Below are 25,213 nucleotides of genomic sequence, written 5' to 3'. Positions count from 1 at the left end.
CCATTCCAATCAAACGCTGATTTTTGCCCTGGCGCTCGCCACATTTTCGCCATATGACACCGGTGACATTGTCCTGTCTCGCAAAGGCGGGGGGGCGAATTCAAGACGATCCCCTCATCAAGAGGGGGACAGAGGATGTCGGCATCCGGCCCGCCAGAGGTCGGAGCGCGACAGCAACGGAGGGAACGGATGCACAACCAAACCACAGGACAACTGCGCGCGGCGGCGTCCCCGGCGGCGCTTCTGATCGGCGCCCTGCTGCTGGCGGCGCCCACTTGGGCCCAGGCTCAACAGGCCGATGATCAGGAGGCTACGACCGTCGATGAGATCGTCGTCACCGGGATCCGCGCCTCTCTCGCCAGCGCCCTGAACGAAAAGCGTCGGTCGAACACCATCGTCGACGTCATCAACGCCGAAGACATCGCCGACTTCCCCGACGCCAACCTGGCGGAGTCGCTTCAGCGGATTCCCGGCGTCTCGATCGACCGCGAAAACGGCGAGGGCAATTCGATCTCTGTCCGCGGCCTTGGCGGCGACTTCACCCGGGTTCGGCTGAACGGGCTGGAGACCCTGTCCACTTCCGGCGCCAGCAGCGCCGACGGAGCCCTGCGGCGCGACCGCGGCTTCCAGTTCAACACCTTCGCCTCCGAGCTGTTCAACTCCCTTAAGGTCCAGAAGTCCGCAGACGCCCAGACGGACGAAGGCTCGCTGGGCGCGACCGTCGACCTGATCTCGGGCCGCCCGTTCGACTTCACCGAACGCCGTCTCGCCCTGACGCTTCAGGACGCCTATTACGAGAACGGCGGCAACCACAGCCCGCGCGTGGCCCTGTTGGCGTCTGACCGCTGGACCAGCAAGATCGGCGAGTTCGGCCTCTTGGGCTCGGTCGCCTACAATGAGCGTAAACAGGTCATCGACAGCTACGCCCGTCAGGTGGGCTCGATGGACTACGCCTATCGCGGCGCGACGTTCAACAACGCCGGCGCCAACGCCGCAGGGGATCCTCAAGGCTTCGCCCTGCCGATCGGCACGCCCAACTCGGCCCTGCCGCGCGTCACCAATCCCGAAGCGCGCAACTATCTGATCGGCTCGAACCCGGCCGCCTATGCCCTGATCAACGGAACGGGGAACCGCGGCTCTCTGGTTCGCATCCCGGCCCTGGCCACCCTGAATCACCGGGAGGTGGATCAGGATCGCCTAGGGGTTGAGGCGCCCCCCTCTGGTCCCTCGATCATTATGAGAGTCCAGGGGGTTGATAGCCGATCTGCTTCGCCGACGGGAGCGGCCGTGCGGCGGAGCTGATCAAGTTGCGCAGCCGAACGGCCGCGGGGTTCAGGCGCACCGCCTCCGGGGTCAGTCCCCCGTGCGCCGAGTGCGGCCTGACGTGGTTGTAGTCGATGCGCCAGCGCTCGATGACGGCGCGGGCCTCGGCCAGGGTGGCGAAGACCTCCTCGTTCAGACACTCGTCGCGGAGCCTGCCGTTGAAGCTTTCGACGAAGCCATTCTGCTGCGGCTTGCCCGGCGCGATGTAATGCCAGGCCACGCCGGTGCGGTTGGTCCATTCCAGGATGGCCCGGCTGGTCATCTCGGTCCCGTTGTCGCTGACGATCATGGCCGGACGCCCGCGTCGGGCGATCAGCCGGTCCAACTCGCGCGCCATGCGTGAGCCGCCGATCGAGGTGTCGACCACCAGAGCCAGGGCCTCGCGCGTGAAGTCGTCCACGATGCACAGGATGCGGAAGCGTCGGCCCCACGACAGACTGTCGGCCACGAAGTCCAGCGACCAGCGCTGGTTTGGGCCGTCCGGCAGGGCCATGGGCGCACGGGTTCCGGTGGCCCGCTTGCGGCCCCGTCGCCGTCGCACCGCCAAGCCTTCCTCCCGATAGAGCCGGAACAGCCGCTTCTTGTTCATGCTGAGGCCCTCCCGTTGCAACAGAATGCCCAAGCGCCGGTAGCCGAACCGGCGGCGCTCAGCCGCCAGGCTGCGCAGGCGCTCGCGCACCTCCACATCGCCCTGTTCAGGCTCGCGACGCACCGTCTTCGGATCGATCTGAACCAGCCCGCAGGCGCGCTTCTGGGAGAAGCCGCGCTCCGCCATCAGACGAAGCACGGCCGCTCTGCGCGCTGCAGGCCCGATCAGTTTTTTCCCAGAAGATCCTTCAGCGCCGACACGTCCAGCATCGACTCCGCCAGCAGCTTCTTCAGCCGCCGGTTCTCGTCTTCCAGCGCCTTCAGCTTCGTGGCGTCCGACACGCTCATGCCGCTGTACTTCGCCTTCCACCGATAGAAGGTCTGCTCGCTGATCCCGTGCCTTCGGCATACCTCCGCCGTCGGGCTTCCGGCCTCCTGCTCGCGCAGCACGCCTATGATCTGCGCTTCGTTGAACCTGCTCTTCTTCACGTCCGTCTCCTTGATGAAACGGACTCTCACTCAAAACGAGGGATCAGGAAGGGGGCGCCTCACGCGCTTTACAAGTTGCTATCCGCTTCTCAGCGGACAGCTATTGATAAGGCCCTGAGCGACGCCGGGATGACAGGGCGCACGAAGCCGAAAGATACTTTCTCCACTATCAAGCAGCGCTGGCAGGCGATGCGGGGCCGTGTTGAGGGCCTGAGATCGGCAACGGTTGAGGTGGTGTTCGCCGATGAATGCGTCGTCGTGGGAGACAAACGCTACACGATTGAGGCCGGGCGGTATCCGGCGATCAGGGTGGGGAAGAACCGGCTTCGGTCCGACATACTGGAGCAGTTGTTGCTCGGTTCATACTGACCTCCTTTCTTTCTTAAGAAAGGGGAAGAAAATGGCAAATCTGATTTGATACCCTAGGGGGGCAGAAAACACCCGCCGCCGCCTTCCTGCATGGCACATTCACGGGGCGCATCTGTCTCAAATATCGTCCCACCCGGCCAATGGACTACAGCTGCGCTGAGGGGCCTCGCCACCCCTGACGAGCGATCACCCGGCCGGGTCCAAACCACCGCCCCAGCGCCCCGCTTTCCGGCCTTCTTGACTATCTCAGGGAAGCGGGCGGGGGCGGCAGGGTGAAGCCCGGCACCCGGTAGCGGGCCATGCCTTCGACCAGCGGGTGAAGAGGATATGCAGGGCCGTAATCGTCGCCCGTCTCACCAGTCTCATGCCCGGTAATGGCGTCATTGACCGCCTTATCCAGACGACAGGCGCGGGCGTAATGCTTGAAGCTATGGCGGAAAGAATGGAACACAACGCGGTCATCGGCGACGCCGCAAACCTTACGGAGGTAGCGGCTGAACCACTTGGACCAGTTGCCCATAAGTTCGCCCTCCGCTGTCGGGTTGATCTTATGGAAGATGCGCGCACGGCGCTCTGCCTTGGCGGCCGCCACCACCTTGAGGAAGCCCAGGGCGATTAGATCGGAGTGGATGGGGACGCGCCGCTCGCTCCCCTCCGTCTTAACCTTTTGGCCCCGTTCTTCGTTCTCTGCGAAGCGCATGACCCAAGCGGAATGTTCGCCGCCTTCTTCGTCTAGGCTCAGGACCCATTGAAGTGAGGCGTGCGATCTGATTCAGGCTCCTGAGGAGTCTGGATATGAGCGACCTGTATTGGCTGACGGACGAGCAGATGGCTCGGCTGGAGCCCTTCTTCCCCAAGAGCCACGGCAAGCCGCGCGTTGACGACCGCCGGGTATTGAGCGGGATCATCTTCGTCAACCGCAACGGCCTGCGCTGGCGGGATGCGCCGTCGGCCTATGGGCCGCACAAGACGCTCTACAATCGCTGGAAGCGGTGGAGCGAGGCGGGCGTCTTCGTCCGGATGATGGAGGGCCTGTCCGGCGCCCAGACCGAACGTCGGACTGTCATGATCGACGCGACCTATCTGAAGGCGCACCGCACGGCTTCGAGCCTCGCGGTAAAAAAGGGGGCCTCGGGCGGCTGATCGGACGCACGAAAGGCGGCATGAACACCAAGCTTCACGCCGTGACAGACGTCAACGGAAGGCCCATCAGCCTCTTCATGACAGCGGGTCAGGTCAGCGACTACATCGGCGCTGCCGCTCTCGTGGACAGTCTGCCCCGCGCCCAGTGGCTGCTGGGGGACCGGGGCTACGACGCCGACTGGTTCCGGGACGCCTTGCAGGCCAGGGGGATCACGCCGTGCATCCCTGGCCGCAAATCCCGGACCGAACCCATCCGCTACGACAAGCGACGCTACAAGCGGCGAAACCGGATCGAAATCATGTTTGGCCGCCTGAAAGACTGGCGACGGGTCGCCACTCGCTACGATCGCTGCCCGACCGTCTTCCTGTCCGCCATAGCCCTCGCCGCCACAGTGCTGTTCTGGCTATGAGTCCTGAGCCTAGATAGGCTTCTTCATAGACATCATCGGGGTGAAGCTGCCCAAGTTCAGTCTGACGAGCGCCCGTGTAAAGCGCCAACAGCGGGAGCCAATACGCTGCTTCGCCACCACCTCCGACGGGACGAGCGCTATCTATATGAACGGGGCCGCTGAACATGGCCTTGAGTTCATCGCGATCAAAGTGCAGCCGTTTATCTTTGGCCCGCCTCTTGTCGGCAACCTTGATCCCTTTGGCGGGGTTCGCGGGGATCAGGTCATTGTCCACGGCGTAGTTGAACAGCGTCCCTAAGAAGGGGATGATGACGTTGATATTTCCCGGCGTTTTACCTTCGGCTAACAGGGCGTCTTTGAACGCTATGACATGCTGCTTGGTCACATCTTGGATCGCCAGCTTGCCGACGACGGCCTCGAACCGCTTAACCGTCCGCGTCAGGTCCCGCACCGTTCTCGGCTGCGGTATCCGCTCGGCCTTCCATTTGTCCAGCACATCAGCGAGCGGGACGCGGGGACCGCCGGATGCTGTGGGCTTGACGGCGGGAGCCGCAGCAAGGGCCGCCGCGCCTTCGCCTGTGAGGATCGCCAGCGTCGCCACCCGCATCCCCTCAGCCTCAGACAATGACAGGCCCACGGCATCGCCGCCGTCGAGGATAGCCTGATAGGTTTCCAGCCCTTCGCGGGCCTCAAGGTTGAAGTCTTCCAGACGCCCAGCCGCGAGGTATGCCGCCCGCTTCTTCCGCAGGCCGACAAGCGCCCGCGCCGCATAGGCGTCTATGTCTATGGGCTTGGTCGCTGCCTTGGTTTCGACGGTGGGGGCCTTCTCGGCTGCGGCCATAGCAGCCCGCGCCTCAGCGAACTCCCGATCCTGAGCGGCCCAAAGGGCGACATGGAGCCGCTTGGCCTCGGCCGGGTCCGCCGTCCCTAGCGCTTTGACGATTACTTCCTTGCCGCCATAGGCCGGGCGGAGGTCTTTGGGGATGACGCGGCGCGTGGAATACCGCCCGCCATCGCGCCTTAGAAGGCCAGTCAACACGTCTGCTCTCTCCGTATCGAGTGTAGCAGACATTCGGCCCCTAACGATTGTAAGTGACTGATTTTCCAACAAACTCTTTCAGATCAAGAGCTTGTAACACCGTGGCGGACAGAGAGGGATTCGAACCCTCGGTAGGCTTTCACCTACACACGCTTTCCAAGCGTGCGCGATCGACCACTCCGCCACCTGTCCGTTTCACGCCAGCTCGTGCGCGCCGCCGGAGGTCGATCCGGCGGGAGGCGGGCCTGATAGAACACCATGGCCCCCTCGGCAAGCGCCTGTGACGTCCCCATATGGGGGCGGACGACATTTTCCTTATTGGGGAACCCCATGCTGCTGACCAAGACCGCCGAACTGCCCACCGCCGAGACCGCCCTGCCCGGACGCGCCGAGCCCCTGGCGACGGACGAAACCCATTTCGTCAGCGGCCATCCGCTGAAGGGGCCCTATCCCGAGGGTTTTGAAACGGCGATCTTCGGCATGGGCTGTTTCTGGGGCGTGGAGCGGGTCTTCTGGTCCCTGCCGGGCGTCTGGGTGACGTCGGCCGGCTATTCGGGCGGAATCACGCCCAATCCGACCTATGAGGAGACCTGCACCGGCCGGACCGGGCATGCCGAGGTGGTCAAGGTGGTGTTTGACCCGTCGGTCATAACCTACGGCGACCTGCTTAAGGCTTTCTGGGAAAACCACGACCCGACCCAGGGCATGCGCCAGGGGAATGACGTCGGCACCACCTATCGGTCCGCCATCTACACTCTGAACGACGATCAGCAGCGCGAGGCCGAGGCGTCGCGTGACGCCTATCAGGCGGCCCTGACCGCGGCCGGGCGCGGCGCCATCACCACCGAGATTCAGCCTGCCGGCGAATACTATTACGCCGAGGGTTATCACCAGGGCTATCTGGCCAAGAATCCGGCCGGCTATTGCGGCATCGGCGGCACCGGCGTGGTCTGTCCGATCGGGATCGGCGTGAGGGCCTGACCGACGTCCTTGGATGACGGTCGGGCGAAATGTCCTGTCCGCCTCCGGCTAGGCGTCGGCGGCGGACAGGCGTAGGGAAGCCGAAAACGCCCAAGGGAGAGCCGCCATGTCCGCCTTCGTCCATCCCGATGAGATCCGCAGCCGTTTCTCGGCCGCGTTGTCGGCCATGTACCGAGCGGAGGTGCCTCAGTACGGGGAGCTGCTGACCCTGGTGGCCGAGGTCAACGCCGAGGCCTTGAAGGCCGATCCGGCGGGGGCGGACCGGCTGGCCGCAGCCGGCGAACTGGCGCGGCTGTCCGAAGAACGTCACGGCGCCATCCGCGTCGGCACGGCCGATGAACTGGCCACCATCGCCCGCGCCTTCGCCGTCATGGGCATGGCGCCGGTCAGCTACTACAATCTGGCGCCCGCCGGGGTGCCGGTCCATTCGACGGCCTTCCGCCCGGTCGATCCGGCGGCCCTGGCGCGCAATCCGTTCCGGGTCTTCTGCTCCCTGCTGCGGCTGGAGCTGATCGAGGACTTGGCCCTGAGGGCGGAGGCGGCCGCCGCCCTGGCCCGGCGCGACATCTTCACCCCCGGCGCCCGCGCCCTGATCGAAACGGCCGAGACCGTCGGCGGCCTAGACGAGGCTCAGGCCGACCGGTTCGTCTCCGAGCTGCTGGAGACCTTCCGCTGGCACGCCCAGGCGACGGTCAGCGCACCAACCTATGAGCGGCTGGTCGCCGCCCACCGGCTGATCGCCGACGTGGTCAGCTTCAAGGGACCGCACATCAACCACCTGACCCCGCGCACGCTCGACATCGACGCCGCCCAGGCCGCCATGCCCGAACGCGGCATCACGCCCAAGGAGACGATCGAGGGTCCGCCCGACCGCGCCTGCGCCATCCTGTTGCGCCAGACCAGTTTCAAAGCCTTGCAGGAGGCCATCGCCTTCCCCGACGCGGACGGGACGACCCAGGGCGTCCACACCGCCCGCTTCGGCGAGATCGAACAGCGCGGCTGCGCCCTGACCCCTGTCGGCCGGGCCCTGTACGATGCGGCCCTGGCGAACAAGGACTTCTCGGCCCTGCCCGACGACTGGACGGCCCTGCGCCGGGACGGCCTGGCCTGGTTCCGCTATCGCGCGACGCCCCAGGGCCTGGCGGCCCGCGCCGAAACCGCCGATCTGGAGGCCCTGATCGCCCTGGGACACGTCGTCGCGGAGCCGATCACCTACGAGGACTTCCTGCCCGTCAGCGCGGCCGGCATCTTCCAGTCCAACCTCGGGGCCGAGGTGCGCGAAGCCTATGCCGTCGACCCGGCCAAGGCCGATTTCGAAAAGGCCCTGGGCCGTTCGGTGCTGGATGAGATGGCGCTCTATCAGGCGGAGCAGGAGGCCTCGATCGCCGCGACGCTGAAGGCTTTACAATCCGCACCGGTGACAGCTCGATTGCATTAACGACTACAGCTAGTTACGTATTCAAATCAATCTGCCGGAGAACTCGGGACCGCCTCGCCCCGATTTTGCCGGCCTTCTCGGAGAATGTGTTGATGTCTCAAAGCTTGGACGCCGAGGTTATCCGCCTTGACGCAGACAACCAAGAGCGTCGCGCATTGTACGATAAAGTACGCCACCTTGATTATGACGTCGCCACTATAGAAGACATTGCCTATTGCTTCAGGCTGATCTTAGGTCGAGCGCCCAATCCAGAAGAATGGCCAGGGCATACCTCGATGGCGGGAGGTCGGTTAACTGACGTCGTCCGAAGCTATCTGCATTCCGCCGAGTTCTCAAATCGGAAGCTGATGGCGTCTGAAGAGGCGGATAAACTTATACGTACGGAATATCCCGATTTTCAAATCTACACGTCACCTGACGACTTATCGGTCGGGGCCTTCGTGGCGGCAGGAAGCTACGAGGATCATGTGCAGTCGGTGTTTCGGCACTATCTCTCTTCTGGATCTTGCGTATTGGATGTGGGAGCCAATATCGGCTTCTTCAGCATCTTGGCAGCATCAATTGTTGGCCCCTCAGGCCACGTCATCGCCATTGAACCGAACAGACGCAATGTGCGCCTTCTGGAAGCCAGCCGCCGTGCGAACGACTTCAATCAGATAGAAATTCACAATGTCGCGGCGCACACCCACGCGGGGATTCTGGTTTTAAACACATCCTATTCAAACGGGACCGTCAGCGATCTGAGTGATGATCTAGCATCGCTGATGCTCAGCGAGATCGTACCTGCCCAGCCGATTGATGCGATTGTCGGCGATCGTCGAATCGATTTCTTGAAGATCGACGTCGAGGGAGCGGAGTTGAGAGCATTGAAAGGCGCTCATCGTGTCATTTCTCGCGATCATCCCGTGATCGTGAGCGAGTACTCGCACACAGGCATCCACGAAGGCGGAGACGCCTACCTCACTTGGCTGGTCGGACAAGGCTACGAACTGGCCGTTATTGATGGTCACGGCGTGGGTGAGTTCTCACAGGACAAGCGAGTGATCGTAGATGCCTTTGAACGATCGGGCGTGCATCACATCGACATCCTGGCTCGTCCCTCAGCTTAAAGATCGAGACCATCCGCCGTATTGCCTGACGCCGCGCACCGGATCATAGACGCGGCCGTGCCCCCCTCTGCTCCCTCGTCCACGCGCCGCTATGATCTGGACTGGATCCGGGTCGGGGCCTTTGGCCTGCTGATCCTGTATCATGTCGGCCTGGTCTACGGGGTCTATGGCTGGCACGTGCACAGCGTCCACACCTTCGAGTGGATGCGCGAAGCCATATTGATCACCAATCCCTGGCGGCTGACCCTGCTGTTCCTGGTGTCAGGGGCGGCGCTGCGGTTCATGACCTTCCGGCGCAGTCCGCGCGAGGTGGCGCGCGCCCGGTTCGCGCGACTGGTCCCGCCCCTGCTGTTCGGCGCCGTGATCCTGGTGCCGATCCAGTCGTGGATCGAGGCGATGGACAAGGCCGGCTGGCCCAGCGGCCTGGCCGGTTTCGCCGCCTGGATGGTGCATGAGTTCAGCTGGAGCGGCCTGGCCGACGGGGTTCCGGTCAACCACCTGTGGTTCATCGTCTATATCGCCGCCTACAGCGTCGTCACCGTGCTGCTGTGGCGTCGGCCGGGCCTGATCGACCAGATGGGCGCGTGGCTGGAGAAGGCGCTGGCGGGACCGCGGGTGCTGATCCTGCCGATCCTCTACCTGATCGCCATCCGCATCCTGCTGTTCCCCTGGTTCGGGGTGACGAACATCCTGCACTGGGACTGGTACAATCACGCCCTGTCGCTGGGGGCCTTCGTCTTCGGCTTCTGCATCGTCGGGCGCGAGACGATCTGGCGCGACATGGAGCGGTATCGCTGGGTCGCCCTGGGTCTGGCCGCGGTCGCCCTGCCGGTCATGATGGCCCAGGTCTGGCATCCGGGCGGGCGGGCCTTCTGGGGCGTGCCCAAGGCCATGGTCTATGGCCTGGACCAGTGGGCGACGATCGTCGCCATCCTGGGCTTCGGCAGCAGACATCTTCGGTCGCGCGGCGGACCGGTGCTGAAATACCTGACCGAGGCGACCTTCCCCCTCTATCTGGCGCACCAGACCATCCTGGTGGCGGCGGTCTGGATCATTCGTCCTGCCCATCTGCCGGCAGGGCTGGAGGCCCTGTCCCTGCTCTTGATCACCTTCCTGGGCAGTTTCGCCGTCTATGAGGTCGTAAAGCGCATCCCCGCCATCCGTCCTCTGTGGGGTCTGAAGCCCGCCGGCGGACGGCCCTGGCCGCTGGATCTGGAGGCCTTGCGACGTCCCGCCGCCCGTTATCACCGCCGTCGTCGCCTGCTGGCCGTCGGGATCGCCGCGCCGCTCCTGGCCCTGACGGTGGTGGCGGCCGCCATCGCCGCCTATCCCGGCTTCGACAACGCCACCCAGTATCTGAGCGAGCTGGGCGGTTCGACGGCCCAGGCGCCGATCATCTTCAACGGCGGCGTCTTCATCGCCGGCATAATGGCGGGCGTGGCGGGGATCGGCTTCGGCCTGGCCGTCTACGCCCTGACGGAGAAGCGGATCGCGGGCGCCGTGATCGCGGCGGCCTTTGTCCTGGCCGGGGCGGGCATGTCGGCCTCGACCCTCTACCCCTGGCCGGACCCGCGCCACATGGTCATCAACCTGGCCTTGGGCATTCAGCTGGCGCCGGTGCTGCTGCTCTGGGGTCTTGCGTCGCGCCGGGATCTGCCCCGGCTTAAAATCTTCCTGACCGCCATCTTTGTCATCATGGCGTGCCTGACCGTTGTTACAAAACACATGGTCTTTCCCGGCACGGTCAATGACGCCAACGTCGGCTGGTGGGAGCGGGCCTATGCCCTGGTGCTGGTCGGCTGGGTCGGCGTCGCCGCCTGGCTGCTGGATCGCAAGTTGTTGCAGGAAGCGGGAAAATCCCCGTCTGGTGGGTCCGTCGCCCAGGTCGCGGCGCCGGGGGAGTAAAAAAACCCCGAATTTTTCGCCCCTATCAACATTGCGTGATTGAAAATCGCGCGAATGTGATCGACTATAGGGGTCGTGCTGCGATGCAGCGCGCACCGCCTTCCTGCCTTCGGAAGCGCGGATGGTCAACACGGGGGCGTCCAGAGCGGCATGAACAAGCTGGCGATCCGGCCTGTCGAACAGGCTGAAATCGAGACCCTGAACCCGGCGCCGCAGGGCCCGGCCTGGTCCTGGCTGCCCGACGAGGCGCCGCTGGCCATGCCGGTTCAGTCCCTGAGCGCGCCCGAGGCCGTCGCCGAGGGCGTTCCCGCCACCTCCCCGCGCGCGGTCGGCCTGCGCCGGCTGATGCTGCTGGCCGGCACCCTGGTCCTGACCGGCCTGTCCGCCATCGCTCCCTTCTATCTCTACGCCCGCAAGGGCTGGGACGGGACCGAGATCCTGGCCTTCGGCATCTTCATGCTGCTGATCACCGCCATCTCCTGCTGGTTCGTCAGCGGCCTGATGGGCCTGGCCGTCATGCTGCGCGGCAAGGATCAGGCCGATCTGGCCTTCGCCCCCCACCCGGCCCTGCCGCGCACGCGCACGGCCCTGCTGATGCCGCTGTACAATGAGGACGCCCGCGCCTCCTTCGCCCGTCTGGCGATGATCGACGCCTCGCTGACGCGCCTGGGCGCCGCCTCGGCCTTCGACATCTTCGTGCTGAGCGACTCGACCAAGGAAGAGGCCGCCGCCGACGAGCGTTCGGTCTTCCAGGCCTTCCGCCAGACCGCCGGCTGCAAGACCTTCTATCGTCGCCGCACCGAGAACACCGAGCGCAAGGCCGGCAATCTGGCCGAATGGGTCCGTCGTTTCGGCGGTGCCTATGAGACTATGATCGTCCTGGACGCCGACAGCACCATGGCCGGCGAGACCCTGCTGCGCATGGTCGACGCCATGGAGCGCAATCCCGGCGTCGGCCTGATCCAGACCGCCCCCGTCATCATCAAGGCCCGCACCATCTTCGCCCGCGTGTCGCAGTATTCGGTGCGCCTGTACGGCCGCGTCGCCGCTGCGGGCCTAGCCTACTGGACCGGTTCGGAATCCAGCTACTGGGGCCACAACGCCATCATCCGCACGCGCGCCTTCGCCGCCTGCTGCGGCCTGCCCCACCTGAAGGGCAGGAAGCCCTTCGGCGGCCATATCATGAGCCACGACGTGGTCGAGGCCGCCCTGATGCGCCGCGCCGGCTGGGCCGTCCACGTCAGCGCCGCCCTGGACGGGTCGTGGGAAGAGACCCCGCCGTCGATCACCGACTTCATCCGCCGTGACCACCGCTGGTTCCAGGGCAATCTGCAGCACCTGGGCCTGATCACGGCCAAGGGCCTGTCGCCGATGAGCCGCCTGCAGCTGGCCATGGGCTGCATGGCCTATCTGTCCTCGCCCCTGTGGCTGGCCTCGCTGATCGTGGGCCTGTTCATCCAGATGTTCTATCCGGTCGACTGGACCAGCTTCTTCTACATCCTGAACCCGCAGTTCACCCCCTTCATGCTGGCCTCCTTCCTGTCCGGCGTCCTGCTGATCGGGCCCAAATTCATGGGCGCCGCCCTGGTGCTCAGCCGCCCGGCCGAGCGGCGCGCCTTCGGCGGACGCCGCGCCATCGCCAAGGGCATGGCCGCCGAGATCGCCCTGTCGGCCATCCTGGCCCCCATTCTGATGGTCGCCAACACCAAGGCCTTCATCCAGATCCTGTCCGGCCACGACACCGGCTGGACCACCCAGCAGCGCGAGGCCGACGGCCTGGCCTGGTCCGACGCCTTCCGCGCCATGCGCTGGCAGATGGTCGCCGGCGTGGGCTTCATCGCGCCCCTGTGCGTCCGGCCCGACCTTGCCACCTGGTTCGCCCCCATCGTCCTGCCGCTGCTGCTGGCAGCCCCCATCGCGGTCTGGACCTCGCGCGTCCGTTCGGGCGACGCCCTGGCCAAGAAGGGCTTCCTGGTCACCCCGGCCCAGGACGGCGTCAGCGTCAATCCGGCCGTGCTGCACACGCCCCGTTCGCCCCTGCGCGCGGTCGCCGGCGGCGTCCTGGCCCCGGTCGCAGCCCCGGCCATGGTCCCCGCCCGCGCGCCGGAGCTGTAAGCCCCGCTCTATCCGCCCGACCGATGCAGGACGGCCACAGAACCGTCATAACCGCTACAGCCACGCTCGACGCAGGGCTCGGTCTTGATCATCTTCAGTCATCAGCTCTGCTGAGGACCGATTCCATGACCAAGAAGACCAGCGCCGATTCCAAGCCCGAGCTGCGCATCGTCGGGACCGAGGCGGCCGTCTATGACCTGATGCGCGCGCCCGAGACCACGGCCGAGCGCGTTAAGCGCCTGCAGATGGAGGCGCATGCCCTGGCCCTGGAAGAGATCGACCAGTTCGAAAAACTGCTGACCCAGGCGGCGCAAAAGGCCAAGGACATCGCCTCGGGCGGCGACGCCTATCCGGTCGGCGTTCGAGAAGTCGCCACGCGTATCGCCGCCGATCTGCCGACACGGGCCGAGACCATACGCACGATCGTGGGCCGTCTGGGCTGATTACGGCCCCCGTCCGCCTTCTAGGCCAGGACGTCGTCGTAATCGGGGTGGCGCTTGTGCCAGGCCACGGCGTAGCTGCACTGGGGGAACAGTTTCAGCCCCTGTTCGCGTGCATATTCGGCCATCGCCTGCATGAAGCGCCCGGCGGCGCCGGAGCCGCGCAGGCGCTGGTCCGCCTCGACGTGCAGGATCATCCGCGCCCCGCCGCGCACGGCGTAGTCGGCCCAGACCCGTCCGCTTCCGCCCTCGCCGTCGAACACCTGTTCGAAGCGGTTGTCGTCCCTGGCGTCGGTGAACGGTCCCATGCTCAACTCCCTTTCAGCCTCAACAGCTTGGGGCGCCGCGACGTTCCATCGGCGAGTGCGTCAGATCGGCTTGTTCTGCAACAGATTGATCAGGCCCAGCACGCTCTTCACCGTGAACCAGACGCTGAGCAGGAACCAGATCAGCAGGAACAGCAGAAGGAAGGGAATGCCGATCAGCACCACCGAGGCCAGGGCGCTGACGGCGATGCCGATCCAGGCGGCGATGGTCCACCAGAAGACCGACCAGAACAGGCGGATCTGGGCGTCGATGTGTTGGCGGGCCACGCCCGCCGCCGTGCCGCGCGTCACATAGGCGACCACCAGCCCGACCAGGACCAGCACATTGGCGCTGGGGATGGACAGGATGAACAGGGCCCAGGCGATCAGGGCGCCGACCTTGCCTTCCGGCTCCTGGCCGGGGGTGAAGTTGGGTTCGGTCGTCATGGTCGTCCTTTCAGAACAGCCAGCTGCGCGGGCGGTCGATCGGCCGCCCGGCCTTCAGACGCATCACGCCGAAGACGCCCCGCGCCAACACCCACAGGGCTAAGAGGAACAGGACGAAGACGCCGATATTGACGATCACCAGCAGACCGCCCAGCACCACCGCCCCGGCGGCGATCCACAGGGTGCGCCGCTGATACAGGAAGTGGCTGGCGGCCAGCCGCTCCTCCGGCCCGTCGCGCCCGGTCACGGCCAACAGGGCCAGCACCGCCGAAACCCCCAGGGTCGGCACCGCCAGAAGGATCAGCACATAGACGGCGTAAAGGCTCATCGGCGCGGGCGGCTGTTCCTTTCGTCGCCCCAGACTGTCGCGCAGGGCGTCCACCGGGCCGGGCCGGGCCGACCGTTCGAAGGGCCCCGGCTGGGCGGGGGCGGGCGCCGCAACGGGCTGGGGCTCGGGCGGATCGAACAGATCGGCTTCGCGCTCAGGGGCCGGCGTCACGGTTTCGGCCCTGGTCGGCGCGGCGACCGGCGCAGGCGGCGTCGCCTCCGGCTCCCGGCGCCGCCCCGCCAGCGAAGCCGCCGAGACGAAGCCGACCAGGGCGTCGTGATCCTGATCGTCGGACGCGGCCTGGGGCTGTGCGGACTCTGAGCCTTGCGGATCGCCGGGTTCGGCCATGGACAGGATACGCTTCTCTCGCGCCGCCGAGACGGCTGGACTGTTAAGGACAATGGCCGCCCAGGCGGGCGGACGCAACCTATCGCGCCAGAACGATCTCGCATCCCGGCGCGATCACGGCCGAAAGGGCGCCGGGCTTTTCGATCCGCACCCTGGCCCGCATCACCCGCCGATCCTCCAGACAGGCCCGCGCCAGCCGGTCGGCGAAGGTCTCCACCAGTCCCACATGGCCCTCGGCGGCGATGGCGCGCGCGGCCTCGGCGACGGTCTCATAGTTGATGGTGTCGCCCAGCCGCTCGATCGGCCGGGGCTCCAGCTCCAGGGTCACGTCGATCACCAGGGTCTGAAGCCGCCCCTGTTCGTGGTCATAGACCCCGATCCCCGCCTGAACCTCCAGCCCGCGCACGAAGACGCTCAGCCGCTCGCAGCGCAGCGGTTCGTCCGCCGGAAACGGCGACACCGACGACGACTGAACCACGCGACCTACTCCTGGATGTCCGGGGTGCGCCAGGCCAGATGCTGGCCCCCATCGACGGCGATCATCTGGCCCGTCACCATCCGCGCGTCAATGAGCCACAGCACGGCCTCGGCCACCGCCTCCGGGCTGCCGGGCGTCTGCAACAGGGTGGCGCGCGCCTCGGCGGCGAATTCCTCGGGGGTCTGATGGATCGACGGCAGGGTCGGCCCCGGCCCCACGCCGTTGACCCGAATGCCCGGCGCCAGGGCCTGGGCCAGGGTCTGGGTCGCCCACCACAGCCCATTTCGCGACAGGCTGTAGGAGAAGAAGCGCGGATCGGGCTTCAGCACCTTCTGGTCCAGCAGATTGACGATCGCCCCTTCCACCGTCTGGGCCGCAAAGGCCTCGGCCAGAACGATCGGCGCCCGCAGATTGGTCTCCAGATGCTTGTCCCAGCTGTCGCGCGTCAGGCCGCCGATCCGGTCGTCCTCGAACACCGAGGCGTTGTTGATCAGCGCTGTGACCGGCCCCAGGGCCTCGGCCGCCGCCGGGACCAGGGCCCGCACCCGCGCCTCGTCCGTCAGATCGGCCTGCAACAGACAGGCGCGCCGCCCCAGGCCGCCGATCGCCTCGGCCAGATCCCGCGCCGCCTCGCCCGAGGCGTGATGATGGATGGCCACATCGAACCCGGCCCTGGCCAGGGTCAGACATATGGCCCGCCCGATCCGCCGCGCCCCGCCCGTGACCAGGGCGACGCCCCGCGCCGCAGAAGCGCCCGAAGCCGCCGGGACTTCAGTCAACCCGACCGAACTCGACCAAGTTCATCAGGGCCATGACGGCGATGAAGCCGAAGATGATGCCGAGAGCCAGCATGGTGATCCTCCTGTTTCCCCAAGGCTTAGAGGCAGGCGGGGCGGGGTTCAAGCGGGGATGGGGGGCTGAAGTTGACTCGTCGGATACGTTGGCGAGGTCCGCTGAGTGTTAGGCAGCTGTTCTCTCGTGGGGGACTTCGTTCAAGAAGACGGCCTTGGCATATGGCGTGAGGGAAGCGCGCTGTCTTCGGGCCTTCGCAGCGCGCGGGACGCGGCGACCGCGCGCCTGTTCGCGAGCGCCAGCCGGTCCCGGTGCCTATAGCTAGGAAGTGAGGAAGCTCCATGCTGCCGCGGCAACGCTATCGACCTGGTCCTGCGGGAGCGACTTCTCCGCGCGGACCGCGAAGCGCCCCTTGAAAGAGTTGGGCACGCCTCGCGCGAAGAACCAGTCAACCGAACCCGGCTCTGCGGCACGAAGGGGTGCGGCGGACGATTGCGACAGCGACTTGTGGTAGTTGTCGTGGATGCTGGTGCGCGACGCCTCCGCTTCTTCCGTCCCGATGACATCCAGGCACAGTTCCGCAGCCAATTTAGCAGGGTAGAGGAACTCGGAGGTGAAGAAGAGCTGCTCTGGCCGAATTCCGTGCGCTTTGGCGAAATCCGCGTTCTCTGACGATTGCGGCAGCAGCCAGACGCCCAGCTTCTCCGAAACGGCGCAGATGTCCGCAGGTGGAGCGACGCCGCAGATGTTCCGGTGCGCTTTGCGCCCGGCACCATCGTTGTCGAACAGGAAGAGCACGGTGACGTGCCTCTGAATTTTCATCCAGCGGCGACCAGAGTCCTTGGGTTAGTTACGCCTCGCAGCGTGGGATGAGCAACAGGCCGGACCGCGCAGCTTTCATCCTGCGCAGCGGGTCGGCCTGTTGCGGTCAGACTGGCGGCAAAAGCCTCCGGGGTGAGGTAGCCGATAGACGAGTGCGGCCGGCGGGTATTGTAGTCCAGCGCCCAGGCAGCGACCTTCTGGCGGGCGTGATCCAGACTGAAAAACAGGCTCTCGTTGAGCAGTTCGTCGCGCATCCGGCCGTTGAAGGATTCCACAAACCCGTTCTGGGTCGGCTTGCCCGGCGCGATGTAGTGCCAGTCGACGCCATGATCCTGCGCCCAGGCCAGGATGGCCGTGGACGTGAACTCCGTGCCGTTGTCGCTGACGATCATGGCAGGACAGCCCCGCCGAGCGATCAGCGCTGTCAGCTCACGCGCGACCCGGCGTCCCGAGATCGAGGTGTCGGGGATCGCCGCCAGGCACTCGCGGGTGACGTCGTCGACCACGTTGAGAATGCGGAAGCGGCGGCCCGTGGCGAACTGGTCGTGCACAAAGTCCAGCGACCAGCGGGCGTTCGGCCTGGCCTCGACCAGGATCGGCGCCCGCGTGCCGATGGCCCGACGGCGTGAGCGGCGCTTGCGCACCGTCAGGCCTTCCTCGCGATAGAGCCGGTAAATCCGGTTCTTGCCCGAAGGCTCGCCTTCACGTCGCAGCAGCACGAACAGCCGGCGATAACCGAACCGTCGCCGCTCGACAGCCAGGGCGCGCAGCCGCTCCCGCAGCGCCGTGTCTGGCGGGCGGCAAGAGCGATAGCGCACCGATTTGCGGTCGGCCTTGATGATGGAGCAGGCCCGCCGCTCGCTGACGCCGAACGTCGCCTTCACATGGGCGACGGCCTGGCGCATCGCCGCGGGCCCTACCACTTTTTTGAGAGCAGATCGTTCAGCGCCGCCTTGTCGAGCATGGCGTCGGCCAGCAGGCGCTTCAGCTTTCCGTTCTCATCTTCCAGGGCGCGCAGGCGCTGGGCGTCCGACACGCTCATCCCGCCGAACTTGGCTTTCCAGGCGTAGATCGTGCCTTCCGACACGCCGTGCTTGCGCGCCAGCTCGCCCGCTTTGGCGCCGGCCTCGTTCTCCCGCAGGATCCCGATGATCTGCTCTTCCGTGAATCTCGCTCGTTTCATTCCGTCCGTCCTTTCAAGGGCCGGACTCTAGCTCCACGTGGAGGAAATTCTCAGGGGCACGTCACGGCGTCTGCGAGATCATCGATCACGCTGATGGCATTCTTGGGTGTGACCGGATCAGATCCTTCGTGGCTGGCTCGCTGTTTCGAAACAAAGATGCGGCGAATGTCTGTCTTCGTCTGTTCGGAGTTCGAGAGATAGAAGGCCGGGGAATGGCTCGTGATGAATACCTGCGTGTCCGGGCGGGCGGCGATTACCGCAAAGCGCTCCGCTTCAGCATCCGCCGCGCCGAGGTCCAGGGAGTTCTCGGGCTCTTCGAAACCCCAGAGGAAGAACTTCTTCCCGGATTCGTTGTCGTTGATGTAGCGCAGGAGCTCGGGAAGATGGCGCGCTTTTACGCCATCGCCTTTCTGTCTTAGCAACGAGTGTCCGTCCTCGCCGTGAGCAAAATCGAGTGACCGGAACAGCAGTCCCATGTCGGTTGGCGCGGCTAGACGAGTCGTCGAGCCGAACAATTTGCTTAGACCGTCAGAGAGGCCGCTCGTTTGGCTTCGTATAGCATCCACGAAGGTGTCGGTCGCCGCCTCGAAGCCACTGCTCTCGGCGGTAGCAGCGTACATTCGTTCGATCAGGTCGCCGAAGACTTTGAGGTCCTTGATGGCGGGGATATATGTGAAGTCGATCTGGTTGAGAAATCGGGTCAGTTGGATACGCGACCCCTTGGATAGACCGCGCGGCGGCGTCTCCGTCATATCGCCGTCGATGTTCCATTGCCGCTTGATCGACACCGTTTCACCGAGCGACAAGCGATAGTTTTGAGGAACATTGAAGTCGACTCGGATGGCAATGAACTGCCGACCCTTGGCTGCCTTCGCAGCGTCGCGGCGGATGTCGCTGAAGTCCAGATCGAAGTCAATTCCGTCCTGGCCGGGCTCGGTCTTCTCGTTGAAGAAGAGGTTGAGGGCTCTTAGAAGGTTCGACTTGCCGCTATCGTTGCGTCCGAAAACGACATTCATGTCGCCAAGCCTATCGAGCACCGCCGTGTATAGGGACCGAAGGTAGCTGATCTCGATGCGTCGAATGAGCTTCATTGTTGCGGATCGTTCAAGGCCCGACCATGGCGGCCACGACCGGGGTGAGAGAATCGGCGGCCAGCGCCACTACTGAGCGAACCTGTTCTACCTTCGCCTGTCCAGTGTGGTGATGGTCCACTCGGCCACTTCCGTGCGTGAAAATTATGTCGCCACTCATCGCTGTTGAGAACGAACCATGTGCTGACGGGTCAGACGTCTGCTTGCGGGCCGTGGCGACGGACGCCCAGGGGCGGGTGCTGCTGGTGCGGCACACCTATCTGAAGGGCTGGTGGTTGCCGGGGGGCGGGGTGGATCGGGGCGAGACAACCCATCAGGCCGTGGCGCGCGAACTGCGTGAGGAGGCCGGGCTGATCGCGCGGTCGGCGCCGCGCCTGGTGTCGATCCATTCCAATGAGCGGTTCTTTCCCGGCGATCACGTCGCCGTCTTCGTCATCGACGCCTTCGAGCCGGGCGAACCGACCAGTCGCGGCGAGATCGCCGAGGTCGGCTGGTTTCCCCCCGCCGCCCTGCCCGCCGACGTCAATCGGGGCTGTCGCGCGCGGCTGGCCGAAATCTTCGACGGCGCCCCGGTTTCCGACCTCTGGTGAGACGGAAACGATCCGCTGATCCGTTTCAGAACGGCCAAGCCTGTTCGGAAAGGATCCTTCTATGCCCGTCTCCCGTCGCCTGGCCCTGATGGGGCTGGCCCTCGGCGCCGTCCTGCCCAATGCTGCTCTGGCCCAAACGCGCGGAGATCGGCGGCGCCGTCGAACGGGGCCGTCCACGGCGACCCCGGCGCCGTCCCAGACCGTCGCCTTCGGCCCCGATCCGCTTCAGGCCTATGATCTCTACGCCGACCGGGGCGCAGGACCGGTCCTGATGTTCGTCCACGGCGGCGGCTGGTCGCGGGGCGAGCGGACGCGGGTCAATGAGCTGCCGGCCTATGCCCGCCGCCACGGCCTGACCCTGGCCTCGACCGGCTATCGACTGGCGCCCGCCGTCAGCGCCCGCGAGTCGGCCATGGACGTCGCCGCCGCCGTGGCCGACCTGAAACGCCGCCTGCCCGGCCGGCCGCTCTATCTGATGGGCCATTCGGCCGGGGCGCATCTGGCCGCCCTGGTCGGAATCGACCCCGACTATCTGGGCGCGTTCGGGCTGAGGCCGTCGGATCTGGCGGGGGTGATCCTGCTGGACGGCGCCGGCTATGACGCCACGGCGCCGCGCGGGGACGGCCGCATCGACCAGTGGCTGGGCCAGACCTATGACCAGGCCTTCGGCGACCAGGCCGCCGCCCTATCGCCCACCCTGCGCGTCCGCCCCGGCGTCGCCTATCCGCCCTTCTTGATCTTCCACGTCGCCCGGCGTCAGGATTCGGCCGTCCAGAGCCGGGGCCTGGCCGAGGCCCTGACCCGCGCCGGCGGCCGGGCCGAGGTCGTTCCCGCCCCCGACGACAGCCATATGACGATCAATCGCGGCTTCGGCGCCGCCGGCGATCCGGAGGGCGAACGCGCCGCCCGCTTCATCTCGGGCTAACAAAAGGCGGGCGGCGTGCTAGCCAGGGGCCATGAACCCGTCGCTCCTCGCCATCCTCGTCGTCGTCCTGGCCGGGGGCGCCACCGCCCTCCAGGCGCCGACCAACGCCAAGCTGGCGACCGCCGCGGCCTCGCCGGTCAATGCGGCCTTCATCTCCTTCGCCGTGGGCACGACGGTGCTGGGCATCCTCGCCGCCCTGATGCAGACCCGGCCCGACATGGCCGCCGCCCGCGCCCTGCCCTGGTACGCCTGGCTGGGCGGGGTCTACGGCGCCTGTTTCGTGGTGGCCGCCGCCTGGGGCGTGCCGCGCCTGGGGGTGGCCATGACCATCACCCTGATGGTCGGGGGCCAACTGCTGCTCAGCCTGATCCTGGATCATTTCGGCGCCCTGGGCGTGCCGCGCCAGCCGCTGAACCTGGGCCGGATCGCCGGGGTGGGCCTGGTTCTGGCGGGCGTCCTTCTGGTTCGCCGCTCGTAAACCCAGACCCTCTCCCGCTTGCGGGAGAGGCAGCGCGTCGATCGCGCAGCGATCCAGCGACGGAGAGGGAAGTCTTCTTCCCTGAAGTGAAACTCCCCTCATCGTCAGCCGTCTCGCTACGCTCGACGAGCTGACACTTCCCCCGCAAGCGGGGGAAGGTCTGTTCCGCCCCTCCTTCCGAGCCCCTATATCCATCCCGATGACCGAGGAGACGCTCGATTCGACCTTGAAGGCCGCCGCCCTGATCGCCGACGAGGCGCGTCGGGCGCCCGACAAGCCGGGCGTCTATCGCATGTATGGCGAAGACGGCGCCTGTCTGTATGTCGGCAAGGCCAAGTCGCTGAAGAAGCGGATCGTCCAGTACGCGCAAGGGCGGTTCCACACCCAGCGGATCGGCCTGATGGTCTCCCTGACTCGGTCGATGGAGCTGGTGGTCACCGCCACCGAGACCGAAGCCCTGCTGCTGGAATCCAACTTCATCAAGAAGCTGAAGCCGCGCTTCAACGTCGTGCTGCGCGACGACAAGTCCTTCGCCGAGCTGATGATCCGCAGCGACCACCGCGCGCCCCAGATCCGCAAGCATCGCGGCGCCCACACCACGCCGGGCCAGTATTTCGGCCCCTTCGCCTCGACCTGGGCGGTGAACCGGACCCTGAACACCCTGCAGAAGGCCTTCCTGCTGCGCTCATGCTCCGACAGCGTCTATGAGACCCGCACCCGGCCCTGCATGCTGCACCAGATCAAGCGCTGTTCGGCCCCCTGCACCGGCCTGATCTCGCTGGAGGACTACGGCGAGCTGGTGAACGAGGCCGAGCAGTTCCTGCGCGGCAAGTCCCGCGCCGTGATCGGCCGCCTGTCGCAGGAGATGCAGGCCGCGTCCGACGCCATGGACTTCGAACAGGCCGCCCGGGTCCGCGACCGCATCCGCGCCCTGTCGGCCATCTCGATGGAGAACTCCGTCAGCGCCGACAGCGTGGCAGAGGGCGACGTCTTCGCCCTGCACTCCGACGGGGGCCAGGCCTGCGTCCAGGTCTTCTTCTATCGCGCGGGCCAGAACTGGGGCGGCCGCGCCTACTTCCCCCGCGTGGACAAGACCGACACCGACCCTGAGATCCTGGCCGCCTTCCTGGGCCAGTTCTATGAGGACAAGCCGATCCCGCGCCTGATCCTGTCCAACGTCCGGCCGCACGAGCTGGAGCTGCTGGAAGAGGCCTTTTCGATGAAGGCGGACCGAAAGGTCGAGATCGCCAAACCCCAGCGCGGCGAGAAGCTGGCCCTGGTCGACCACGCCCTGACCAATGCGAAAGAGGCCCTGGGCCGTCGCCTCGCCGAAAGCTCCGCCCAGGGCAAGATCCTCGACGAGGTGTGCGAGGCCTTCGGCCTGGAGGCCCGACCCGAGCGGATCGAGGTCTATGACAACGCCCATATCCAGGGGACCAATGCGGTGGGCGGCATGATCGTGGCCGGCCCGGAAGGCTTCCAGAAGTCCCAGTACCGCAAGTTCAACATCCGCGGCGAGGATCTGACGCCCGGCGACGACTACGGCATGATGCGCGAGGTCATGCGTCGCCGCTTCGCCCGTCTGGTCAAGGACGAAGAGGAGGGCGAGGAAGTTGTGCGCCCGGACCTGCTGCTGATTGACGGCGGCGCGGGCCAGCTGGCCGAGGTTCTGGCCGTCATGGCCGACCTGGGCCTGGACGACATCGCCGTGGTGGGGGTCGCCAAGGGGCCCGATCGCGACGCGGGGATGGAAAAGTTCTTCATGCCCGGCAAAGCCCCCTTCATGCTGCCGCTGAAGTCCCCGGCCCTCTATTATCTCCAGCGGCTGCGCGACGAGGCCCACCGTTTCGCCAACGGCGCCCACGCCAAGCGCCGCTCGATGGACATCCGCAGGAATCCGCTGGACGAGATCGAAGGGGTCGGCCCGGGCCGCAAGAAGGCCCTGCTCCACGCCTTCGGCTCGGCCAAGGGCGTCGGCCGCGCCTCCGTCGCCGACCTGGTCAAAGTGGACGGCGTCAGCCAGGCCCTGGCCGAACGCATCTACGCCTTCTTCCATCCCCAGGCGCGGTAATTCAGGGCTAGGCGCGATCCGGCGCACGCTCCAGGCTTCGAAACACCTCCTGCGCCAGCAGCTTGGCGGGACCGCCCGAGCCGCGCGCCGACACCAGGGCGATCTCGCTGTCGTGCAGGGCGGGCAGGGTCTTCACCACCGCCAGATCGCGCGGCGCCATGGCGGCCGGCAGAACTCCGACGCCCAGCCCCGCCCGTAGCGCCGCCATCTGACCGGCAAGACTGGGCGAGGTGAAGGACGCCCGGAATCCGATCCCCGCCGTCTCCAACGCCTGTAGCGCGCGCTTGCGATAGATGTCCGGCGCAGGCGCGATGATCAGGGGCAGCGGCGAGACCTCCGCGACCGAGGCGTCTTGGGCCACCCAGACCAGCGGCTCGCTCCACACCTTCAGCCCCAGGTCGGCGCCCCCGGCCTCGCGCTTGACCAGGGCCAGGTCCAGCAGTCCGCGCGACAGCTGATCCAGCAGATTGGCGGTATAGTCGCATGTCACCGACAGCCGGATGCGCGGATGGCTGCGCGCGAAGGCCCCCAGTATGCCCGGCAGATGAACCGTGGCGATGTCTTCCGGCGCCCCGAACCGCACCTCGCCCTCGGGCTCGCCGTCGCTCAGCGTGGCGATGATTTCGTCGTTCAGCTTCAACAGCCGCCGCGCCTGGGGCAGCAGGGCCGCCCCCTCGGTGGTCAGCCCCACCCTGGCGCCGCCCCGGTCCAGCAGCGGCGCCCCGAGCTGCTGCTCCAGCCGCCGCATCTGCAAGCTGACGGCCGGCTGGGTCAGGCCGCGTTGCTGGGCCGCCCGGGTGAAGCTGTGGGTTTCGACCACCGTCACGAAGGTCCGCAGCAGATCGATGTCGAGACTGGTCATGCCATAACTGTTCGTTATGCCGCACATCAAGTCAATAAACTGGCGCGTCTGGGGCGGGGCGGGCAAAGGGCCCGCACTGAGTGTTGGAGCCCCCATGCCCGATATCACCGCCAGTCTCGGACTGCTGTCCTCGCCCGCCATCCTGTTCTTCTTCGTAGGCGCGGCTGCGGCCTTTGCTCGATCAGACCTGTCCATACCGGAGCAGGTCGCCAAGGCGATCTCCCTTTATCTGATGCTGTGCATCGGCTTTCGTGGGGGCGTGGAAGCGCGGGCCGCCGGGCTTCAGGCCGACTTTCTCACCGCCGGGGCCCTAGGTCTGGCGCTCAGCGCCTTCATGCCGCTCCTGGCCTTCATCCTGCTGCGCTGGACGTCGCGACTGGATCGTCCGACCCTGTGCGCCCTGGCGGCGACCTATGGATCGGTGTCGGTGGTGACCTTCGCCGCCGGTCAGCAGCATCTGACCGCCCTGGGCCTGGCGCCCGGCGGCTATATGGCGGCGGTGCTGGCCCTGATGGAGACGCCGGCGATCCTGACCGCCCTGGTCCTGATGCACGGCGCCGGCCGCGAGCCGTCGACCGGCCGGGGCGTCGTCCTGCGCGAAGTTCTGGTCGGGGCGGCGACGGTGATGCTGCTGGGCAGCTTCCTGGTCGGCCTCATTTCAGGCGAGGCGGGGCTGAAGAAGCTGGACCTGTTCGTCAATCCGCTGTTCCAGGGCGCCCTGTGCTTCTTCCTGCTGGACCTGGGTCTGACCGCCGCGCGCAGCCTGATGGCGGATCGGCGCAAGCTGACCTGGCCGGTGATCGGTTTCGCTCTCGGCTTCCCCGTCCTCTCGGCAGGCGTCGCCCTGGCCCTGGGACGACTGGCGGGTCTTGGACTCGGCGACGCAGCCATGCTGGCCGTCCTTGCGGGCTCGGCCTCCTACATCGCCGTGCCCGCCGCCATGCGGGTCGCGGCGCCCAAGGCCGATCCCGGCGTCTTCGTCACCGCCTCCCTGGCCGTAACCTTTCCCTTCAACCTCGTGATCGGCATCGCCCTCTATACGGCGGCCGCAGTCTGGCTGTGGGCCTAGACGCCTGACCCACGGAGGTGCGGAACCGGAGAGGCGACGGCGATTTTTCCCGCTTTCACCTCTCCCCCGTCCCGA

26 protein-coding genes and 1 tRNA gene are annotated in these 25,213 nt (G+C 66.3%); 14 read left to right on the top strand and 13 right to left on the bottom strand.

Features of this window, described 5'->3' with window-relative positions; all coding sequences use genetic code 11:
• The first annotated feature begins 189 nt into the window (after nt 1–189).
• Nucleotides 190–1,302: a TonB-dependent receptor plug domain-containing protein gene (locus ACW178_RS06575; protein WP_492024993.1), complete on the top strand. Its 1,113-nt coding sequence runs from the start codon at nt 190–192 to the stop codon at nt 1,300–1,302.
• Here ACW178_RS06575 and ACW178_RS06570 read toward each other — a convergent pair.
• A protein-coding gene (locus ACW178_RS06570; protein ID WP_191559183.1) for an IS3 family transposase occupies nt 1,235–2,400 on the bottom strand; the annotation gives its coding sequence in 2 pieces (ribosomal slippage) (nt 1,235–2,142 and nt 2,142–2,400; 1,167 coding nt in all). The genes ACW178_RS06575 and ACW178_RS06570 overlap by 68 nt on opposite strands.
• Before the next feature lie 129 nt (nt 2,401–2,529).
• Here ACW178_RS06570 and ACW178_RS06565 point away from each other — a divergent pair.
• Nucleotides 2,530–2,769 (top strand): hypothetical protein, encoded by a 240-nt coding sequence (locus ACW178_RS06565; RefSeq protein ID WP_492024992.1) that lies wholly within the window; start codon nt 2,530–2,532, stop codon nt 2,767–2,769.
• A gap of 241 nt (nt 2,770–3,010) precedes the next feature.
• On the opposite strand, the gene ACW178_RS06560 is transcribed toward ACW178_RS06565, so the two are convergent.
• The gene (locus ACW178_RS06560) at nt 3,011–3,469 is read right to left on the bottom strand and encodes a site-specific integrase (protein ID WP_492024991.1); all 459 of its coding nucleotides are present in this window, start codon (nt 3,467–3,469) and stop codon (nt 3,011–3,013) included.
• A 95-nt stretch (nt 3,470–3,564) separates the two neighbouring features.
• Here ACW178_RS06560 and ACW178_RS06555 point away from each other — a divergent pair.
• Nucleotides 3,565–4,322 (top strand): IS5 family transposase gene (locus ACW178_RS06555; RefSeq protein ID WP_112862666.1). Its coding sequence is split into 2 segments (ribosomal slippage): nt 3,565–3,886 and nt 3,886–4,322, totalling 759 coding nucleotides; the frame shifts between segments, so codons are not numbered across the junction.
• On the opposite strand, the gene ACW178_RS06550 is transcribed toward ACW178_RS06555, so the two are convergent.
• Entirely contained in the window at nt 4,210–5,361 is a 1,152-nt protein-coding gene (locus ACW178_RS06550) for a DUF6538 domain-containing protein (RefSeq protein ID WP_492024990.1), read from the bottom strand. The genes ACW178_RS06555 and ACW178_RS06550 overlap by 113 nt on opposite strands.
• A gap of 102 nt (nt 5,362–5,463) precedes the next feature.
• Nucleotides 5,464–5,553 (bottom strand) — tRNA-Ser (locus ACW178_RS06545).
• Between the two features lie 138 nt (nt 5,554–5,691).
• On the opposite strand from ACW178_RS06545, the gene msrA reads away from it, so the two are divergent.
• From msrA to ACW178_RS06515, 6 genes are all read left to right on the top strand, one after another.
• Nucleotides 5,692–6,342: a peptide-methionine (S)-S-oxide reductase MsrA gene (gene msrA / locus ACW178_RS06540; RefSeq protein ID WP_054764969.1), complete on the top strand. Its 651-nt coding sequence runs from the start codon at nt 5,692–5,694 to the stop codon at nt 6,340–6,342.
• Between the two features lie 106 nt (nt 6,343–6,448).
• Nucleotides 6,449–7,780: a 2-oxoadipate dioxygenase/decarboxylase HglS gene (hglS, locus tag ACW178_RS06535; RefSeq protein ID WP_492024989.1), complete on the top strand. Its 1,332-nt coding sequence runs from the start codon at nt 6,449–6,451 to the stop codon at nt 7,778–7,780.
• Nucleotides 7,781–7,872: 92 nt separating this feature from the next.
• On the top strand, nt 7,873–8,889 hold the full coding sequence (locus ACW178_RS06530; protein ID WP_492024988.1) for an FkbM family methyltransferase: 1,017 nt from the start codon (nt 7,873–7,875) through the stop codon (nt 8,887–8,889).
• A gap of 57 nt (nt 8,890–8,946) precedes the next feature.
• Entirely contained in the window at nt 8,947–10,794 is a 1,848-nt protein-coding gene (locus tag ACW178_RS06525) for an acyltransferase family protein (RefSeq protein WP_492024987.1), read from the top strand.
• Between the two features lie 150 nt (nt 10,795–10,944).
• The gene (mdoH, locus tag ACW178_RS06520; protein WP_492024986.1) at nt 10,945–12,909 is read left to right on the top strand and encodes a glucans biosynthesis glucosyltransferase MdoH; all 1,965 of its coding nucleotides are present in this window, start codon (nt 10,945–10,947) and stop codon (nt 12,907–12,909) included.
• Nucleotides 12,910–13,034: 125 nt separating this feature from the next.
• Nucleotides 13,035–13,352, top strand: coding sequence for a hypothetical protein (locus ACW178_RS06515; RefSeq protein WP_054764965.1), 318 nt, complete (start codon nt 13,035–13,037; stop codon nt 13,350–13,352).
• A gap of 20 nt (nt 13,353–13,372) precedes the next feature.
• Here the strand turns inward: ACW178_RS06515 and ACW178_RS06510 are convergent, their stop codons facing one another.
• From ACW178_RS06510 to ACW178_RS06475, 8 genes are all read right to left on the bottom strand, one after another.
• Nucleotides 13,373–13,657 carry a GNAT family N-acetyltransferase gene (locus ACW178_RS06510; RefSeq protein WP_492024985.1) on the bottom strand — a complete coding sequence of 95 codons (285 nt, stop codon included), beginning with the start codon at nt 13,655–13,657 and terminating at the stop codon, nt 13,373–13,375.
• Nucleotides 13,658–13,717: 60 nt separating this feature from the next.
• Entirely contained in the window at nt 13,718–14,101 is a 384-nt protein-coding gene (locus tag ACW178_RS06505; protein ID WP_191555275.1) for a hypothetical protein, read from the bottom strand.
• Between the two features lie 10 nt (nt 14,102–14,111).
• Complete coding sequence (locus ACW178_RS06500; protein ID WP_492024984.1) at nt 14,112–14,777, bottom strand: DUF4870 family protein; 666 nt, start codon at nt 14,775–14,777, stop codon at nt 14,112–14,114.
• A gap of 79 nt (nt 14,778–14,856) precedes the next feature.
• Nucleotides 14,857–15,255, bottom strand: a complete 399-nt coding sequence (gene folB / locus ACW178_RS06495; protein ID WP_444572290.1) for a dihydroneopterin aldolase — start codon at nt 15,253–15,255, stop codon at nt 14,857–14,859.
• A gap of 5 nt (nt 15,256–15,260) precedes the next feature.
• Nucleotides 15,261–16,034 (bottom strand): SDR family oxidoreductase, encoded by a 774-nt coding sequence (locus tag ACW178_RS06490; RefSeq protein WP_492024983.1) that lies wholly within the window; start codon nt 16,032–16,034, stop codon nt 15,261–15,263.
• A 334-nt stretch (nt 16,035–16,368) separates the two neighbouring features.
• Entirely contained in the window at nt 16,369–16,845 is a 477-nt protein-coding gene (locus tag ACW178_RS06485; RefSeq protein ID WP_492024982.1) for a hypothetical protein, read from the bottom strand.
• 20 nt (nt 16,846–16,865) lie between these two features.
• Nucleotides 16,866–18,052 (bottom strand): IS3 family transposase gene (locus ACW178_RS06480; RefSeq protein WP_433935296.1). Its coding sequence is split into 2 segments (ribosomal slippage): nt 16,866–17,791 and nt 17,791–18,052, totalling 1,188 coding nucleotides; the frame shifts between segments, so codons are not numbered across the junction.
• A gap of 50 nt (nt 18,053–18,102) precedes the next feature.
• Nucleotides 18,103–19,143: an AAA family ATPase gene (locus tag ACW178_RS06475; RefSeq protein ID WP_492024981.1), complete on the bottom strand. Its 1,041-nt coding sequence runs from the start codon at nt 19,141–19,143 to the stop codon at nt 18,103–18,105.
• Nucleotides 19,144–19,355: 212 nt separating this feature from the next.
• On the opposite strand from ACW178_RS06475, the gene ACW178_RS06470 reads away from it, so the two are divergent.
• The 4 genes from ACW178_RS06470 (at nt 19,356) to uvrC (ending at nt 23,207) form a co-directional block, all read left to right on the top strand.
• Nucleotides 19,356–19,733, top strand: a complete 378-nt coding sequence (locus ACW178_RS06470; RefSeq protein WP_287103377.1) for an NUDIX domain-containing protein — start codon at nt 19,356–19,358, stop codon at nt 19,731–19,733.
• Nucleotides 19,734–19,794: 61 nt separating this feature from the next.
• Nucleotides 19,795–20,658 (top strand): alpha/beta hydrolase, encoded by an 864-nt coding sequence (locus ACW178_RS06465; protein ID WP_492024980.1) that lies wholly within the window; start codon nt 19,795–19,797, stop codon nt 20,656–20,658.
• A gap of 31 nt (nt 20,659–20,689) precedes the next feature.
• Nucleotides 20,690–21,136, top strand: coding sequence for a DMT family transporter (locus ACW178_RS06460; RefSeq protein WP_191558363.1), 447 nt, complete (start codon nt 20,690–20,692; stop codon nt 21,134–21,136).
• 199 nt (nt 21,137–21,335) lie between these two features.
• Nucleotides 21,336–23,207 carry an excinuclease ABC subunit UvrC gene (uvrC, locus tag ACW178_RS06455; protein ID WP_287104460.1) on the top strand — a complete coding sequence of 624 codons (1,872 nt, stop codon included), beginning with the start codon at nt 21,336–21,338 and terminating at the stop codon, nt 23,205–23,207.
• A 7-nt stretch (nt 23,208–23,214) separates the two neighbouring features.
• Here uvrC and ACW178_RS06450 read toward each other — a convergent pair whose 3' ends face one another.
• Nucleotides 23,215–24,069 carry a LysR substrate-binding domain-containing protein gene (locus ACW178_RS06450; RefSeq protein WP_287104462.1) on the bottom strand — a complete coding sequence of 285 codons (855 nt, stop codon included), beginning with the start codon at nt 24,067–24,069 and terminating at the stop codon, nt 23,215–23,217.
• A gap of 94 nt (nt 24,070–24,163) precedes the next feature.
• Here ACW178_RS06450 and ACW178_RS06445 point away from each other — a divergent pair, with 94 nt between their 5' ends.
• Nucleotides 24,164–25,138, top strand: a complete 975-nt coding sequence (locus ACW178_RS06445) for a sodium-dependent bicarbonate transport family permease (protein WP_287104464.1) — start codon at nt 24,164–24,166, stop codon at nt 25,136–25,138.
• The last annotated feature ends 75 nt before the right edge of the window (nt 25,139–25,213 follow it).

The organism is Brevundimonas sp. AVps4 (genome assembly GCF_058681525.1).
This window is presented reverse-complemented; position numbering and strand designations above follow the sequence as displayed.